Consider the following 16,785-nt stretch of genomic DNA (forward strand, 5'->3'; position numbering starts at 1 on the left):
AGGCAATCAGAATTTATCGATTGCCTTTTCCTCTCCTATATATTATTACTTAGTAGATTCTCTTTCTTTCAATTGTGTTTTGATAACAACAGTTTCATAGGGTTTGTGTTCTTCCTTTGATTCTAATCTATCAATCAATAATTTAACAGCAACTTCACCTATTTCAATTCCGTGCTGACTCACCGTAGTCAAACTCGGAGACAGTCTTCTGGAAGCAAGGATACCATCTGCAAAACCAATAAGCTTTAAATCTTTTGGAATTTTGTATCCTTTTTTAACTCCAATTCTTAAAGCCAAAACCGAATCATTTTCATCCACAGCAAAAACACCATCAACAAGATTATTCGAATATAAATCATTTAATCTTTCAGCAATATCCATTTCAGAATCAGTTCTTATAATAAGATTCTCGTTTATGGCAATATTATTGTCTTTCAAAGCTTTCAAATAACCTTCGGCTCTTAATTTACCCACACTCAAATTATCGGCAGATGAAACTAAGGCAATATTTCTACATCCTAAATCAATTAAATGTTGTGTAGCTCCGTGACCTGAATCAAAATCATCAACAATAACTTTATCACATTCCACTTCATCAGTAGTTCGATCAAACATTACAATTGGCGTTCCCTCACTGATAATTTCTTTCAAATGACTGTATTCTTGTTGCTTTTGAGCCTCTTCGGAAATTGACAAAACAAAACCATCAATCGTTCCGTTACTCAACATTTCAATAGTATGTGCTTCTTTTTCCAAAGACTCATTAGAAATACACATGATTACGTTATAGCCTTTTTCATCAGCCACTTTTTCAATACCACTGAAAACTTTTGCAAAAAAGGAATTCAATATATTAGGTATAATAACTCCGATGGTTTTTGTTTTTCGGTTTTTAAGATTCAAACCAATTACATTCGGTTTGTAATTTTTTAATTTAGCGTACTCTTTAATTCTATTCTTGGTTTGTTCACTAATCTCAGGACTATCATTAAGCGCCTTAGAAACAGTCGATACCGAAACATCAAGTTCTTTTGCAATTTGTTTTAATGTCGCTTTTGCTTTCATTGTGAGAATGGTATTTAGTAGTATATAATAAGTTCTTAGAAAGAACAAAATAACAAAGAAATAAGCAAAACTTGCTAATATTTTACTAAATATTTAAAATTTAACAAGCATTTGAATGTATAAAAGCGAAAATTACAAAAAAAATGCAACATCAAAAAAATATTCAGGTAAATTATTTAACTACAAGAATCCACAATCAAATATATATTTGATAATCAGCAGGAATCCAATAAAAAAATATTCAAATAAGCTATTTGTATTTAAAATAATTAATTGTACTTTTGCAACCCCTTTATTGGGGATGGAATGTTTAATTAAAATATATTATTGTGAACGCATTAAGCTACAAGACAATTTCGACAACAAAAGCCAATTCTCAAAAAGAATGGATTGTTGTAGACGCTGATGGTCATAACTTAGGTCGTCTTGCTTCAAAAGTCGCTATGATTTTAAGAGGTAAATACAAGCCAAGTTACACACCACACGTAGACTGTGGAGATAACGTAATCGTTATCAACTCAGAAAAAATCAACCTTACAGGTAACAAATTGGATGAAAAAACATACATCCGTCACACTGGTTACCCTGGAGGACAAAGAAGTTTAACTGCTAAAGTATTGCAAGCAAAAAACCCTGCATTACTAGTAGAGAAAGCTGTAAAAGGGATGTTGCCAAAAAACAAATTGGGAGCTGAACTTTTTAGAAATTTAAATGTTGTTGTGGGTCCTGAGCACAAACAAGGAGCTCAAAAACCTAGAACTGTTAACCTAAACGATCTTAAGTAATGGGAGTTATTCACAAAATCGGTAGAAGAAAAACCGCTGTTGCACGTGTTTATGTTTCTGAAGGAACAGGAGTAATCACTGTAAACAAAAAGCCATTCGCAACTTATTTCCCAACTGCAACTTTACAATACAAAGTTTTGCAACCAATGTCTATGACAGAAAATGCATCAAACTTTGACGTAAAAGTGAACGTTTATGGAGGTGGTTCAAATGGACAAGCAGAAGCTGTAAGAATGGCATTGGCACGTGTAATGTGTGATGTAAATGCTGAAAACAGAGCTATCTTGAAACCAGAAGGTTTATTAACTAGAGACCAAAGAATGGTTGAACGTAAGAAATTCGGTCAGAAAAAAGCTCGTAAGAGATTCCAATTCTCTAAACGTTAATATTACCTGTCTTGTATCATTTATACAAGACATCAGAGAATGCATTAAAAATTTTAAAACAATGTTGTTGTTGTCCCGATGCGTCGGGAAATTAGTTTAGCATCTAAATGTATTTAGCCGATTTATCGCCATTCATACATTGCTAATTCAACAGAACGTAAACTAGTACAAAAAATGTCAAACAAAGTAGAAGTAAAAGAATTACTAGAAGCAGGTGTACATTTCGGACACATGACTAGAAAATGGGATCCAAACATGGCTCCTTACATTTATATGGAGCGTAATGGTATCCACATTATCAATCTATATAAAACTGCAGCAAAAATCGAAGAAGCTAACGAAGCTTTGAAAAAAATCGCTGCATCTGGTAGAAAAATATTATTCGTTGCTACCAAGAAACAAGCTAAAGACATCGTTGCTGATAAAGCAAAAGCTGCAAACATGCCTTACATCACTGAAAGATGGCCTGGTGGAATGTTGACTAACTTCGTAACTATCAGAAAGGCAGTTAAAAAAATGTCTTCTATCGATAAAATGAAGAAAGACGGAACATTCAACACACTTTCTAAAAAAGAGCGTTTGCAAGTAGATCGTCTTCGTGCTAAATTAGAGAAAAACTTAGGATCAATCGCAGACATGTCTAGACTTCCTGCCGCATTGTTCGTAGTAGATATCAAAGCTGAACACATCGCAATAAAAGAAGCTCAAAAATTAAACATTCCAGTTTTCGCAATGGTTGACACTAACTCTGACCCACGTGAGGTAGATTATGTTATCCCTGCAAATGATGATGCTTCTAAATCTATTGAGAAAATCTTATCTTTAGTAACTACTTCTATCGTTGAAGGTCTTGCAAACAGAACTTCTGACAAAGAAGCTGATGCTACTGAAGTTGTTGCTGAGGCTGAAGCTCCTGCTGTTGAAGCTGAAGAAGCTCCTGCAACTGAAGAATAAATCAAATTTAAATTCCAATTTTAAATTCCAAGTTCCAAAATCAGATTTTAACCATCTGATAACATTGGAATTTGGGATTTGAAGATTGGAATTTTTACTTTTAACATTAAAACACAAATATATTATGGCAACAATCACTGCTGCAGACGTAAATAAATTGAGACAAACTACAGGTGCCGGAATGATGGACTGTAAAAAAGCTTTAGTTGAAGCTGATGGAGATTTCGATAAAGCTATACAAAACCTTAGAGAAAAAGGACAAAAAGTTGCTGCTAACCGTTCTGACCGTGAGTCTTCTGAAGGAGCTGCAGTTTCTTTTATTAATGCTGACAAAACTAAAGGAGCTATCATCACTTTAAACTGTGAGACAGATTTCGTAGGTAAAAATGAAGCTTTCGTAACTTTAGCTAAAGAATTAGTTGAAAAAGCTATCAACTTTTCTTCAAAAGAAGAATTCTTAGCTTCAGATTTCAACGGAATTACAGTTGCTGAGAAATTAATCGAACAAACTGGTGTTATCGGTGAAAAAATCGAAATCGGTGGCTTTGAAATTTTAGAAGGCGCTTTCATTGGATCTTATGTTCACGTTAACAAAATTGCTGCATTAACTGCAATTTCTGCACCAATTGCTAATGGTGACGTTTTAACTAAAGACATCTCTATGCAAGTTGCTTCTATGGGAGCTGATACATTATCTTACAAAGATTTTGACCCTTCTTTCGTTGCTTCTGAACTTGCTGCTCGTATTGCTATAATCGAAAAAGAAAATGAAGAAGCAAAACGTTTAGGAAAAACTTTAAAAAATGTTCCTAAATACATTTCTTTCTCTCAATTAACTGAAGAAGTGATCAAACAAGCTGAAGAAGATGCTAAAGCTGAATTAAAAGCTGAAGGTAAACCAGAGCAAATTTGGGACAAAATTCTTCCAGGAAAAATTCAACGTTTCATCTCTGACAACACTACTTTAGATCAAGAGAAAGCTTTATTAGATCAAAACTTCATCAAAGATGACTCTAAAAAGGTTGGCGATTATGTTAAAGGATTCAATGTTGAAATCACAGGTTTCAAAAGAGTTTCTTTAGGTTAATCATCTTACTCAAATAACGATTTCTAATTTTAGATTTCGTTTCTATATAAAAAATCCCATTTCATTCGAAATGGGATTTTTTATGGTATTTTTTTTCTCGAACAAAAATCTAGCAATAATAAAAAAAGGCAATAAACTTTCGCTTACTGCCTTTTTGAATTTTATTATCTCAATTGTACTTTTATAATTTTATCAAGACAATTATTTACTGTCATTAACTTCCACAGTTACCATTGCTGGATCATTCAATTCTTCTTTTACAACCATTTTAGAAAGCACAAAAACAAGTAATGTACCTACTAAACCAAGACAACCCATAAACAACCAATTAGGTTCATAACTACGAGTATATTCAATGATTTCCATACCAGACTTTCCACTTAAGATGTGTGCAAAACTATAACTCATAGTAAAAGCTGCCATATACTTTCCTTCTTGCTTATGCGATCTATCCATTGCGAACGAATTAGCAAATGGAAATGTCAACATTACTCCACAAGTCATAAAGATCATCATAGGAATCAAAATAGCCTCAAAAGGAAGCAACAAAAGGAAGAAACTAGACGCCATAAGTAACAAACCTAAAGAAATAACTTTATGATTATTAATTTTATTCCTGCTCACATAATTCACAATAGGAAGTTCAAAAAGCAAAATAAGCAAACCATTTAAACTCAAAAGCAATCCGCTATCAAATTCGGTCATGTTAAATCTCTCTTTGTGATACAAAGGCAGTGTGGTGAAAATTTGAAAGAAAAGAATACCAGTAATCAAACAAATCACCAAATGCAACATAAATGGTCTGTCTTTCATCACTGAAACTTTCTCTTTTTGCTTATTATGCTCAACCAACTTAACTGGTGTTTTTTTGTCTCTAACAAAAAACATAAACACAATTATTGCCAATATACAAGTTGCACCATCAATATAGAATATATATTCATATCCCATTTGCATGATAATTAAACCACCTAATACAGGGCCAAAAATAAATCCTAAATTGATAGCAGCACGTGTCAATGAATAAGCACGAGCTCTGTCTTCTTTAGCCGTAAAAGTTTTTAAGCATATTAACATTGCAGGTCTAAACATATCTGCAACACTAGTCAGTATTAAAATCCCTACACAAAGAGCTTCAAAAGAGGTAGCATATTGCAATAGGATAAATACAATTCCACTAGCAAATAAACTAAACACCATGACCTTGTAAAAGCCAATTTTATCCGATAGTTTACCGCTTAACCAGGTTCCAATTATAGAACCAACTCCAAAGAATACCATTACCCAGCCAATTTGACTGTAACTGAATTCTAAATTCTCTTTCATATACTTTGACAGAAAAGGAATCACCATTGTCCCGGCTCTGTTAATGAAAGTTACCAATGTAAGTATCCAAATCTCTTTTGGAAAATTTTTAAAGTTGTCGAGGTATTTTTTTATCATAGGTTAATTTTTTTGGGGGAAATTTTTTTAGTTTGGACAAAAATAGATTTTTTTTTGAATCAAGCAACATCTCATTAGTTAAAAATCATAATAATTTGATAACATTCGGAAAATGCTTTTGGGCTAAAAAAAGTTCTCCAAAAAAAAATAAAAAAAAAAGGAATTTATCAATTTTTAATATAGATTTGCAAAAAGCATCAACCCCAAATTAAAATAATATGAAACAAAAAATCTACTATTTATTAGTGTGCCTCATTCTTACTTATTCCGCACAGGCACAACTTTACGGAGGAATAGAAATTGGAAGTAAGGGTATAAAAATGACCGTTCTTCAAGTTGAGAACCTTAGAAGAAATACCTACGACGTAAAGGAATTTTGGACTGAAAACGTGGGGATCGCTGCAGGAATTGGTATTGATGGTCTACTTTTGAAAGAAGATATTGATAAAGCTGGAGCTGTAGTTTACAACAACTACAAAAAAATGCTTACTGAATACAAAATCGAAGACAAAAACATTTTCATTGTAGGTTCTTCTGGTGTTGGTTTAGCTAATAACACAGCTGATTTAATAGCAAAAATTAAAGAGTTAACTAACAAAAAAATTGAAATTATCTCTTCTTCACTTGAAGCTAAGTTGCTTTTGAGAGGTTGTATCCCACCTAAAAACTACTTAAACTCTGTAATTATTGACATAGGAGGAGGGAATACTAAGGGTGGTTACGCCAAAGACATCAACGATGCTTCGGTATTTTTCCCAATTTCATGTGACTTTGGAACTGTAACTTTAACTGAGATCATCAACAAAAAGTGTAAGCAAAAAACAGTTTTCGAATTCAATGAAAACTTGTTTGATTACTTACCTACAATCAGAGAAAGTTTCAAAAAAATGTACACTAGCAGACCTGAATCACAAGATAAAACCAATATCTATATTTCTGGTGGAGCTGCTTGGGCTTTTTACACATTATTAAATGGTGCCAAAGCTGAAGAAAACTTTACTCAGGTACAGTATGACGACATCTTATCAATAAGAACAATCGCTGAAAACAATTATCAAAGATTTGTAACAAACTCTGAAAGCAATCCTGAAATCAAAAAAGTGTTGAATACCTACCAACAAAAATCTTTAATCTCAGCTTTCAACCTTTTGGAAACTTCACTTGAAGTTATTCCAAACATTCAAAACAAAAAGATTTTCTTTGCAAAACAAGGACAAATCGCTTGGTTAGTAAGTTATGTTTTTGACAATGCTAAAGGAGTCAAACAAATATTCTAGGCCAAAGCCAAAACGTATTCCAATAAAAATCAAATCCCATTCATTATTGTTTGGGATTTTTTTTTGTACTTTTCCTTCTATTCGTTTCTTTAAATTTTAAAAAAAGTTAAATTTGAGAAACAAAAGCATCTAAACGACAATCATGAAGAATTTTACAATACTTTTTTCTTTTATATTTCTCGCTTTGCTAATTAGTTGTGGTAGAAATGAACCTGAAAAAACCGAACTTGATTCTACCGAAGCTTCAAGTGCCATACCTAGCCATGTTGCCTCCAATACTCAAAACATAAATAAAACAGAAACCGCTGAGTACACAACAGAATCAGCCACAACCACTGAAAACGAAAATTTTGGTTCAAATTCCGATTCCGATTCTGGCTTAGCTGCTGCCATACAAAGACAAATCCCAAATTCACACAAACCTGCTGCGTTCAAAAGCTCCCAAAATAACACCTCCTCACCAACCCAACCAAATTCACACCCTTCGATAACAAAAAAAGAAGCCGAAGTAGTTATTAATTCCCCTTTGCGAAACTTGCTTAAAACTGCCGAAGTTGGAAAAACATACTCCAAAAAAGAACTCATAGAAAACTACAAATTCCCAAAAGAAGCAGTAGATCTCATTAAAAAAGTAACCTGCGTGGGGCCAAATAAATTATTTTTTAATTGGGGATCCACTTGGTTTGTTGAAAAAGTATCGGATGCCGAATTCCAAAATGACACCATGATTTTTGCATTCAAAAAAAACAAAACCTATGTTTCGGGAGGCGCTATTGGTATCAAATACAATAAAAAAATATACACTGAATTAATTCTTAACAACGGTTCTGCCTACATCCCTTCGGTAAAAGGCTATCACTGGGAAATAAACAAATAATGCAAAAAGAACTTATAAGATGCGGTTGGTGCAATTCCAGCGAATTATACCAAAAATACCATGATGAAGAATGGGGTGTTCCTGTTTATGAAGACCATAAGCTTTTCGAATTTCTTCTACTGGAAACTTTTCAGGCAGGATTGAGCTGGATTACCATACTTAACAAAAGAGAGAATTTCAGAAATGCCTTTGACGCATTCGACTATAAAAAAATAGCCAACTATTCCGAGGACAAAATTCAGGATCTACTGCAAGACCCAGGCATTATTCGTAATCAACTAAAAGTTCGTTCGGCAGTCTCCAATGCCATTGCCTTCATTAAAGTTCAAGAAGAATTCGGGAGCTTCTCCAAATACATTTGGGGCTTTGTCGATGGAAAACCCATCATAAACAACCGAAAAAGTTTAAGTGAAGTACAGGCCACAACTCCTCTTTCGGATACCATCAGCAAAGATTTAAAAAAACGCGGATTCAAATTCGTAGGTTCCACCGTAGTGTACGCCCACATGCAGGCCACAGGCATGGTCAACGATCACGTAGAAGACTGTTGGACAAGAAAACAGTAAAGTGTTCAGTTTACAAGTATTAAGCACAAAATTGTTAAACTTCTAACTTCTAAAATCTTATTTCTAACTTTTTCATTACATTTGCTTCGCACTTTAGGGGTGTCTGCAAAATTGCAGGCTGAGACTTTACCCTCGAACCTGATCTAGTTCATACTAGCGTAGGAAAAAGTAAGATGACTTCCATGTACCATTGTGTACACCCGTAGCCATTCCTAAAGTATAATTATGTACTAAATTCAAAAGGAATGGAACTCAAAATAAATAATCAAATCAAACAATTTGCCCTTGACAGTCTCACTGTGCAGGCGCTTCTTGACTTGGAAATTCCCGAAAAACAAAACGGAATTGCCCTAGCCATAAACAATACAGTAATTCCAAAATCCGATTGGAATTCCCACCTCATACAAGAAACCGACGACATCCTAATCATATCAGCCACACAAGGCGGATGATTGGGGCGTGACCCCATTGAGAAAAAGGGCTTACTCACCAAGCCGGTCACAGAGCCCTTTTCCTCAATGCGGTCGGGCTGTACGCGTTACTTCGGTAACTAGCTTCCATCCCTCACGCGGTTTCTGCAAACCAAGAACTTTTCATTTTCAAGACAAGATACAACTATCAAAATAATCTAACTAACACTTTCTCTGCTCCCTCTCCTCTGGAGAGGGTTGGGGTGAGGTAAAACAACTAAACTATGAACAACGAAGAACAAATCTCAAGAACCCCTTTTCCAAACTCCAAAAAGGTATATATCGATGGTGAAATCCACCCGATAAAAGTAGCCATGCGCGAAATATCGTTGGCCGACACCAAATTATCCAACGGCAGAATCGAAAAAAACCCGTCAGTAACCGTTTACGATACTTCAGGACCTTACACCGACCCAAACATTGAGATCGATGTTCGTAAAGGATTGCCACGTATCCGTGAGCAATGGATTTTGGACCGTAACGATGTAGAAGAACTGACCGAGATTACTTCAGATTACGGGAAATCACGTTTGAATGACGAAAAATTAAATCATTTGCGTTTTGAGTATTTACACAAACCAATGCGTGCCAAAAAAGGAGCCAACGTTTCCCAATTACACTATGCAAAAAAAGGCATCATCACTCCCGAAATGGAATACATCGCCATTCGTGAAAACCAACGTATCGAACAATTAAATGAACAAACCAAAGCTATGCAATGCCAACACGCAGGTCATAGTTTTGGAGCCAATACTCCAAAATCAAAAATAACTGCCGAATTTGTTCGTAGCGAGGTAGCCAGAGGTCGTGCAATTATTCCAAACAACATCAACCACCCTGAAAGTGAACCAATGATTGTTGGGCGCAATTTCTTGGTAAAAATAAATGCCAACATCGGAAATAGCGCGGTGACTTCCAGCATCGAAGAAGAAGTTGAAAAAGCCGTTTGGGCTTGTCGTTGGGGTGCCGACACGATTATGGACTTGTCAACCGGAAAAAATATCCACGAAACCAGAGAATGGATTATCCGCAACTCTCCGGTACCAATCGGGACAGTGCCTATTTACCAAGCCTTGGAAAAAGTAAACGGAATCGCCGAAGATTTGACTTGGGAAATTTTCCGTGATACCTTAATCGAACAAGCCGAACAAGGAGTGTCTTATTTCACAATTCATGCCGGAGTATTATTGCGTTACATCCACTTAACGGCCAACCGCGTTACTGGAATAGTTTCCCGTGGTGGCTCGATTATGGCAAAATGGTGTTTATTTCACCATAAAGAAAACTTTCTATACACCCATTTCGAAGAAATTTGCGAAATCATGAAACAGTACGATGTTGCCTTTTCATTAGGAGACGGTTTGCGTCCAGGTTCTATCGCCGATGCCAATGATGCCGCACAATTCGCAGAATTGGAAACTCTTGGTGAATTGACCAAAATCGCTTGGAAACACGATGTTCAGACATTTATCGAAGGAATTGAAGTGCGTTCCAATGCACATGATCAAAGAAAATATGGACAAACAATTGGAGCATTGCGATGAAGCTCCGTTTTACACTTTAGGTCCGTTAACCACTGATATTGCTCCAGGTTACGACCATATTACTTCGGCCATTGGTGCCGCAATGATTGGCTGGTATGGCTGTGCTATGCTTTGTTATGTAACACCAAAAGAACACCTTGGTTTACCAAACAAAAAAGACGTAAAAGATGGTGTTATCACTTATAAAATTGCTGCTCACGCCGCCGATTTGGCCAAAGGTCATCCGGGAGCTCAATACCGCGACAATGCATTGAGTAAAGCGCGTTTTGAATTCCGTTGGGAAGACCAATTTAACTTAGCGCTAGATCCAGATACTGCCCGTGAATTCCACGACGAGACTTTACCGGCTGACGGCGCCAAAGTGGCTCACTTCTGTTCAATGTGCGGACCTAAATTCTGCTCAATGAAAATATCACAGGAAATCCGTGATGTTGCCGAAGCCGAGAAAGGAATGGCTGCCAAATCGGAAGAGTTTATAGAACAAGGAAAGGAAATCTATATCTAAAAAGTAGAAAATTAGAAGTTAGAGATTAGAAGTTCAATACTTCTTACCTCTAACTTCTTACCTCTAACTTCTCACCTCTAACCTCTAACCTAACAATGATTGTAATCACAAATCCAATTCCGATAGCTAATGAAATCAGTACGATTCATTCTCTTTTTGAGAACGGATTGGAATTACTTCATGTTCGGAAGCCAAATTTTTCGGTAGAAGATATGATAACTTTCATAACGGAAATAAAATCGGATTTGAGAAAACAATTGGTTTTACACAGTCATCATCAGTTGGCTTCAGTATTTGGCATCAATCGAATTCACTTTAGCGAAAGCGAAAGAAAAAAGAAAGACAAATTAACTTTGGAAACATACAAAACAAAAGGATTTCATTTATCAGCTTCGGTTCATTCGATAGAGGATTTCAATGCTTTGGAAAATATTTTTGAATATGCTTTTTTGAGTCCAGTTTTTCCAAGTATCTCGAAAGAGAATTATTCCTCAAAAATAAATTTGTTCGAAGCCATTAAAAACAGGACTGATTTTAAAACAAAACTCATCGCTTTGGGCGGAATAGAATCTAAAAACATCAAACAAACATTAGAAAATGGGTTTGATGATGTCGCCTTGTTAGGAACCATTTGGAATCAAAACAATCCAATTGAAAATTTTAAATCATGTCAGCAAATCGTCCATTCGTTTTAACCATTGCAGGATTCGACCCATCGGGTGGTGCAGGCGTTTTGGCCGACACCAAAACCTTTGAGCAGCACAAAGTGTATGGATTTGCCATCAACACAGGTAACACGATACAAACCGAAAATACTTTTTATGAAATTCAATGGACTGAGATACATTTCGTTTTGAATTCGTTAGAAAAACTGCTTGAGAATTACACTATCAAAGCAGTAAAAATTGGCATTATACCATCATTCAATTATTTGAAAGAGATTGTTTTTGCGGTAAAAAAACTTTCTCCACAAACAAAAATAGTCTGGGACACAGTTTTAAAATCATCAACCGAATTTGATTTTTTAGATATAGAAAACCAAACAGGTTTTATTGAAATACTGAAAGAAATCGACTTGATAACACCCAATTACGACGAAATGAAAAAACTATTTCCCGAATTTAATCTGCTTTCCAAATCCCCACCTTCTGGAATTCGGGGACTTTTGCTTAAAGGCGGTCACAATCCGAACAAAGTCGGAGTGGATTATTTATATACCTCAAACGGCATTTATAAATATTTACCGAAGACCGACAATTGCTACGAAAAACACGGTTCAGGATGTGTGCTTTCGTCGGCTATAACAGCCAATCTTGCATTAGGCCAAAATCTGGAAACAGCATGCCAAAATGCCAAAATATATACCGAAAACTACTTATTATCCAACACAACTAAACTAGGATTTCATTATGTATAACAAACTGCAATACATCTCACAGGGAGAAAGCGCCGAAGAACAATTGTACAATATTCATGAGGCATTAGACAATGGCTGTGACTGGATCCAACTGCGATTTAAAAATCAGAAACCAAAAAAAACATTTGCTTTGGCGGAAGCCGTAAAATTTTTGTGTGAAGAATACTTAGCAAATTTCATTATCAACGACAATGTTCATTTGGCCAAACAAGTCAATGCAGATGGCGTTCATCTTGGCCTTTCGGATATGGATATTAGCGAAGCCAGAGCTATTTTGGGCAGGACAAAAATCATAGGAGCTACGGCAAATACTTTTGAAGACATTGTTCGTCAAACCAACAATGGCTGCGATTATATTGGGTTAGGCCCTTTTCAATTCACAAAAACCAAAGACAAACTCAGTCCCATACTAAGCTTGGAAGGCTATAGTTCCATAATTACACAAATGAAACAATCGCAAATTGAAATCCCTGTTTATGCCATTGGCGGAATTACTTTGGAAGATGTCAATAATTTAATGACAACCGGAATCCATGGTATTGCCGTTTCGGGCATTATTACCAAAAGCGACAAAAAACAACAACTTATTACTCAACTTAACGAAATACTATATGGCAGTGTCACTATTTAAAATCGGAGACAAAACATTAGAATCGAGACTTTTTTTAGGCACCGGAAAATTTGGTTCCAATATAGAAATGGAGGAAGCAATATTGGCTTCCGAAAGCGAATTGGTAACCGTGGCATTGAAAAGAATCGATTTGGAAACAGATACTGATGCTATTTTAAATCACTTAAAGCATCCTAGAATCAATTTATTGCCCAATACTTCAGGAGCAAGAAATGCCAAAGAAGCGATTTTCGCAGCGCAACTCGCCCGAGAAGCATTGGAAACCAATTGGCTGAAACTCGAAATCCATCCGGATCCAAAGTACTTAATGCCCGATCCTATCGAAACCCTGAGAGCCACCGAAGAATTGGCAAAATTGGGATTCATCGTTTTGCCGTACATCCACGCCGATCCGGTTTTATGCAAGCATTTGGAAAATGCGGGAACTTCTGCAGTAATGCCACTAGGTTCCCCAATTGGAAGTAACAAAGGATTAAAAACTATCGATTTTTTAGAAATCATAATCGAACAGAGTAAAGTTCCCGTAATTATTGATGCAGGAATAGGTGCGCCGTCAGATGCCGCAAAAGCTATGGAAATAGGAGCCGATGCAGTATTGGTCAACACCGCAATTGCCGTGGCCGGAAATCCAAAACTGATGGCCGAAGCCTTTAAAGATGCCGTAATTTCAGGAAGAAAAGCATTTGAAGCAAAACTCGGGCAACAGAACAAACAAGCGGTAGCTTCGAGTCCTTTGACGGCGTTTTTATATGAGTAACTATTTAACCGCAAAGGGCGCAAAGATTTACGCGAAGTTCCCAAAGCTTTGTTAGTGTTCCTAGCGTAAATCTTTGCGAACCTTGCGGTAAAAAAATAAAAAAAATGAAAACATTCAAATCGGTTTTTGAACAGTATGATTGGGATACCATTCAAACCAAAATATACCAAACCACCGCCAAACAGGTGGAACAGGCCCTTGCCAAAAGCAGAAGAAATCTAGACGACTTCTTGGCTTTGATTTCGCCTGCGGCTACAACTTATTTGGAACAAATGGCACAGGAATGCCATGAATTGACAAAAAAGCGTTTTGGAAAAACCATCCAAATGTATGCTCCTTTGTATTTGAGCAATGAATGCCAAAATATTTGCACTTATTGTGGATTCAGTTTAGACAATAAAATCAAGCGCAAAACATTATCTGATTCGGAGATAAAATTAGAAGTAGAAGCACTGAAATCGGCAGGTTTTGACCATGTTTTGTTGGTAACCGGCGAAGCCAATTACACCGTCAACATCAATTATTTCCTAAATGCGATTGACCAAATAAAAGAGCAATTCTCAACCATTTCGGTAGAAGTGCAGCCGCTTTCCACCGAAGAATACCAAAAATTGCATGAAGCCGGCATTTATTCGGTTTTGGTGTATCAGGAAACCTACCATCAGGAAGTCTATAAAAAATACCATACCAAAGGCAAAAAATCTAATTTTGATTTTCGTTTGGACACACCGGACCGAATTGGGAAAGCGGGAATTCACAAAATAGGCTTGGGTGTTTTATTGGGATTGGAAGATTGGCGAACAGACAGTTTTTTCAATGCCCTGCATTTGGATTATCTGCAAAAGACCTATTGGCAAACTAAATATTCGGTTTCGTTTCCAAGACTGCGTCCCGCCGAAGGAATCATCGAACCCAATTTTATTATGACCGACAAAGATTTGACACAATTGATTTGTGCTTATCGTTTATGGAATGAAGATTTAGAGATTTCAATTTCGACCCGAGAAAACGAAATTTTCAGAAACAATATCATTCCAATTGGAGTCACGAGTATGAGCGCGGGATCCAAAACCAATCCGGGTGGCTATGTTGTTGACCCACAATCTTTGGAACAATTTGAAATCAGCGACGAACGTTCCGCTTTTGAAATTGCCCAAATAATCAGCGATAAAGGATACGAACCGGTCTGGAAAGATTGGGACAGAACTTTTGGCTTTCAGAATGCAGATTCTAGATTTTAGATTTCTGATTTGACGCAAAAAATCTACAATTCTATTTATTGTCAAATAAAATCGAACAATAACAAGCAAATGAAGCAAAAACTTCTCCAATCTAAAATCGTTAATCAAAAATCTAAAATCCTATGAGTGTAGTTCAAGAATATTTAAGATATAACCGCCAAGTAATGTTACCTGAAATAGGTGACGAAGGTCAAAACAAATTAAAAAATGCCAAAGTTTTGGTCATTGGCGCTGGTGGTTTGGGTTGTCCTATTTTGCAATATATCTCAACAGCAGGCGTTGGTACCATCGGAATAATTGATTTTGATAAAATCGAAATTCACAACCTGCACCGCCAAATTTTATATACCGAAAAACAAATAGGATTAAGCAAAGCCAAAACGGCGAAAGAAACGCTGGAAGCCATGAATCCCTTGATCAACATTGTCGCTTTTGAAGAAAAACTGACAGCCGAAAACGCAACCCAAATCATAAAGAATTTTGATGTGATTGTCGATGGTTGTGATAATTTTGCCACGCGCTATTTAGTCAATGACACCTGCGTCTCCTTAGAAAAACCATTGGTTTACGGAAGTATTTTAAAATTTGAAGGACAATTGGCCGTTTTCAACAACAAATCAAAAAATCTTAGGGATTTATTTCCGGAACCACCCGATCCAAAAGATGTTCCAAATTGCAACCTGAACGGTGTGTTGGGAACATTGCCCGGAATAATTGGAACGATGATGGCTCATGAAACCTTGAAAGTGATAATGGGTTTACCAACATTAGAAAATGAATTGGTATTATTCAGTACTTTGAATTGGGGTTTTACAAAGCTTAAATTTTAAAATTTTGATTTATTTTATAACTAGGAAATAATCAATTTACAAAAAAAAATCCTAAACTTAAATTGCCTCCAGCTTCAGCTGGGGGATTGTAATAGGAATCCTGTTTGAAGGCTTTAGCCAAAAAGATATTATTATTTTGGCTAAAGCCAATTACTATTATTCATTTCTTCCTCCAGCTGAAGCTGGAGTCAAATCAATATTTTTTAAAATTGCCATAAAAGCCTCTCTTTCTATTTCCCTGCAGCCCAAACTTTCAAGATGCTCATTGTAAACCTGGCAGTCCAATAAGCGGTAATTTTGGTCTTTCAGTTGGTTTACCAAAGCGATAAAAGCTACTTTGGAAGCATTGGAAACCAACGAAAACATACTTTCTCCACAGAAAACATGTCCCAAGTCAATTCCGTACAATCCGCCGACAAGCTGATTGTTTTGCCAGACTTCAACCGATTTTGCCATTCCTAATTCATTGAGTTTGCAATAGGCTTCAATCATTTCATTGGTAATCCAAGTTCCGGTTTGTCCATTGCGTTTTACCTGCCGACAATTGGAAATCACATCCCTAAAATTCTGGTTGAATGTAACTGTAAAAATATTTCGGTTCAAAACGTTTCGCATGCTTTTGGAAACAATCAATTCATCCAAAAACAAAACCATTCTGGGATTGGGCGCCCACCAAATAATAGGTTCTCCTTCATTAAACCAGGGAAAAATTCCGCTGTTGTAGGCAAGCCGCAACCGCTCGGGCGACAAATCCCCACCAAAGGCAAGAATTCCATCACTATCAGCCTCGTAAACTGGGGGAAAATACAATGTTTTAGATAGACAATAATACATTTTCAATAGCAAAAAATCAACTTCAATTACAATGGCAAAAATCAATATCAATGCCAATTTCAAAAAAAAATCAGAAATTTAAGTAAACTCAAATTTCTGACTTCTAATATCTAATT

17 protein-coding genes, 1 pseudogene and 1 riboswitch are annotated in these 16,785 nt (G+C 36.1%); of the genes and pseudogenes, 15 read left to right on the top strand and 3 right to left on the bottom strand.

Annotated features, from left to right (window positions below; translation table 11 throughout):
• Positions 1-45: 45 nt before the first annotated feature.
• Entirely contained in the window at positions 46-1,065 is a 1,020-nt protein-coding gene (locus tag OZP12_RS20320) for a LacI family DNA-binding transcriptional regulator (protein WP_281226923.1), read from the bottom strand.
• A gap of 329 nt (positions 1,066-1,394) precedes the next feature.
• Here OZP12_RS20320 and rplM point away from each other — a divergent pair, with 329 nt between their 5' ends.
• From rplM to tsf, 4 genes are all read left to right on the top strand, one after another.
• Positions 1,395-1,850, top strand: a complete 456-nt coding sequence (gene rplM, locus OZP12_RS20325; protein ID WP_281226924.1) for a 50S ribosomal protein L13 — start codon at positions 1,395-1,397, stop codon at positions 1,848-1,850.
• A complete protein-coding gene (gene rpsI, locus OZP12_RS20330; protein WP_281226925.1) occupies positions 1,850-2,236 on the top strand; it encodes a 30S ribosomal protein S9 in 387 nt (128 codons plus the stop codon). The genes rplM and rpsI overlap by 1 nt, the downstream gene beginning before the upstream one ends.
• Positions 2,237-2,410: 174 nt before the next feature.
• Complete coding sequence (rpsB, locus tag OZP12_RS20335; protein ID WP_281226926.1) at positions 2,411-3,190, top strand: 30S ribosomal protein S2; 780 nt, start codon at positions 2,411-2,413, stop codon at positions 3,188-3,190.
• Positions 3,191-3,314: 124 nt separating this feature from the next.
• Positions 3,315-4,277 (top strand): translation elongation factor Ts, encoded by a 963-nt coding sequence (gene tsf, locus OZP12_RS20340; RefSeq protein WP_281226927.1) that lies wholly within the window; start codon positions 3,315-3,317, stop codon positions 4,275-4,277.
• Positions 4,278-4,478: 201 nt separating this feature from the next.
• On the opposite strand, the gene OZP12_RS20345 is transcribed toward tsf, so the two are convergent.
• On the bottom strand, positions 4,479-5,720 hold the full coding sequence (locus OZP12_RS20345; RefSeq protein ID WP_281226928.1) for an MFS transporter: 1,242 nt from the start codon (positions 5,718-5,720) through the stop codon (positions 4,479-4,481).
• Positions 5,721-5,938: 218 nt separating this feature from the next.
• Here OZP12_RS20345 and OZP12_RS20350 point away from each other — a divergent pair, with 218 nt between their 5' ends.
• From OZP12_RS20350 to OZP12_RS20400, 11 genes and pseudogenes are all read left to right on the top strand, one after another.
• Entirely contained in the window at positions 5,939-6,997 is a 1,059-nt protein-coding gene (locus OZP12_RS20350) for a Ppx/GppA phosphatase family protein (protein ID WP_281226930.1), read from the top strand.
• 142 nt (positions 6,998-7,139) lie between these two features.
• Positions 7,140-7,874, top strand: coding sequence for a hypothetical protein (locus OZP12_RS20355; RefSeq protein ID WP_281226931.1), 735 nt, complete (start codon positions 7,140-7,142; stop codon positions 7,872-7,874).
• Positions 7,874-8,440, top strand: coding sequence for a DNA-3-methyladenine glycosylase I (locus OZP12_RS20360; RefSeq protein WP_281226933.1), 567 nt, complete (start codon positions 7,874-7,876; stop codon positions 8,438-8,440). Before OZP12_RS20355 ends, OZP12_RS20360 begins: the two co-directional genes overlap by 1 nt.
• Positions 8,441-8,525: 85 nt before the next feature.
• Positions 8,526-8,622, top strand: a riboswitch (TPP riboswitch).
• A gap of 63 nt (positions 8,623-8,685) precedes the next feature.
• Positions 8,686-8,892, top strand: coding sequence for a sulfur carrier protein ThiS (gene thiS / locus OZP12_RS20365; protein ID WP_194644001.1), 207 nt, complete (start codon positions 8,686-8,688; stop codon positions 8,890-8,892).
• A gap of 242 nt (positions 8,893-9,134) precedes the next feature.
• Positions 9,135-10,959, top strand: a pseudogene (gene thiC, locus OZP12_RS20370) (phosphomethylpyrimidine synthase ThiC).
• A gap of 95 nt (positions 10,960-11,054) precedes the next feature.
• Positions 11,055-11,654, top strand: a complete 600-nt coding sequence (locus OZP12_RS20375; protein WP_281226934.1) for a thiamine phosphate synthase — start codon at positions 11,055-11,057, stop codon at positions 11,652-11,654.
• On the top strand, positions 11,627-12,376 hold the full coding sequence (locus OZP12_RS20380; protein ID WP_281226935.1) for a hydroxymethylpyrimidine/phosphomethylpyrimidine kinase: 750 nt from the start codon (positions 11,627-11,629) through the stop codon (positions 12,374-12,376). The genes OZP12_RS20375 and OZP12_RS20380 overlap by 28 nt, the downstream gene beginning before the upstream one ends.
• Positions 12,369-13,007 (top strand): thiamine phosphate synthase, encoded by a 639-nt coding sequence (locus tag OZP12_RS20385; protein ID WP_281226936.1) that lies wholly within the window; start codon positions 12,369-12,371, stop codon positions 13,005-13,007. Before OZP12_RS20380 ends, OZP12_RS20385 begins: the two co-directional genes overlap by 8 nt.
• On the top strand, positions 12,988-13,764 hold the full coding sequence (locus tag OZP12_RS20390) for a thiazole synthase (RefSeq protein WP_281226937.1): 777 nt from the start codon (positions 12,988-12,990) through the stop codon (positions 13,762-13,764). The genes OZP12_RS20385 and OZP12_RS20390 overlap by 20 nt, the downstream gene beginning before the upstream one ends.
• A gap of 104 nt (positions 13,765-13,868) precedes the next feature.
• Positions 13,869-15,005 (top strand): 2-iminoacetate synthase ThiH, encoded by a 1,137-nt coding sequence (thiH, locus tag OZP12_RS20395; RefSeq protein WP_281226938.1) that lies wholly within the window; start codon positions 13,869-13,871, stop codon positions 15,003-15,005.
• 122 nt (positions 15,006-15,127) lie between these two features.
• On the top strand, positions 15,128-15,835 hold the full coding sequence (locus tag OZP12_RS20400; RefSeq protein ID WP_281226939.1) for a HesA/MoeB/ThiF family protein: 708 nt from the start codon (positions 15,128-15,130) through the stop codon (positions 15,833-15,835).
• Between the two features lie 156 nt (positions 15,836-15,991).
• Here the strand turns inward: OZP12_RS20400 and aat are convergent, their stop codons facing one another.
• Positions 15,992-16,669: a leucyl/phenylalanyl-tRNA--protein transferase gene (gene aat, locus OZP12_RS20405; RefSeq protein WP_281226940.1), complete on the bottom strand. Its 678-nt coding sequence runs from the start codon at positions 16,667-16,669 to the stop codon at positions 15,992-15,994.
• Between the last annotated feature and the right edge of the window lie 116 nt (positions 16,670-16,785).

Origin of the sequence: Flavobacterium aquiphilum (assembly GCF_027111335.1) — a bacterium.
GTDB lineage: Bacteria > Bacteroidota > Bacteroidia > Flavobacteriales > Flavobacteriaceae > Flavobacterium > Flavobacterium aquiphilum.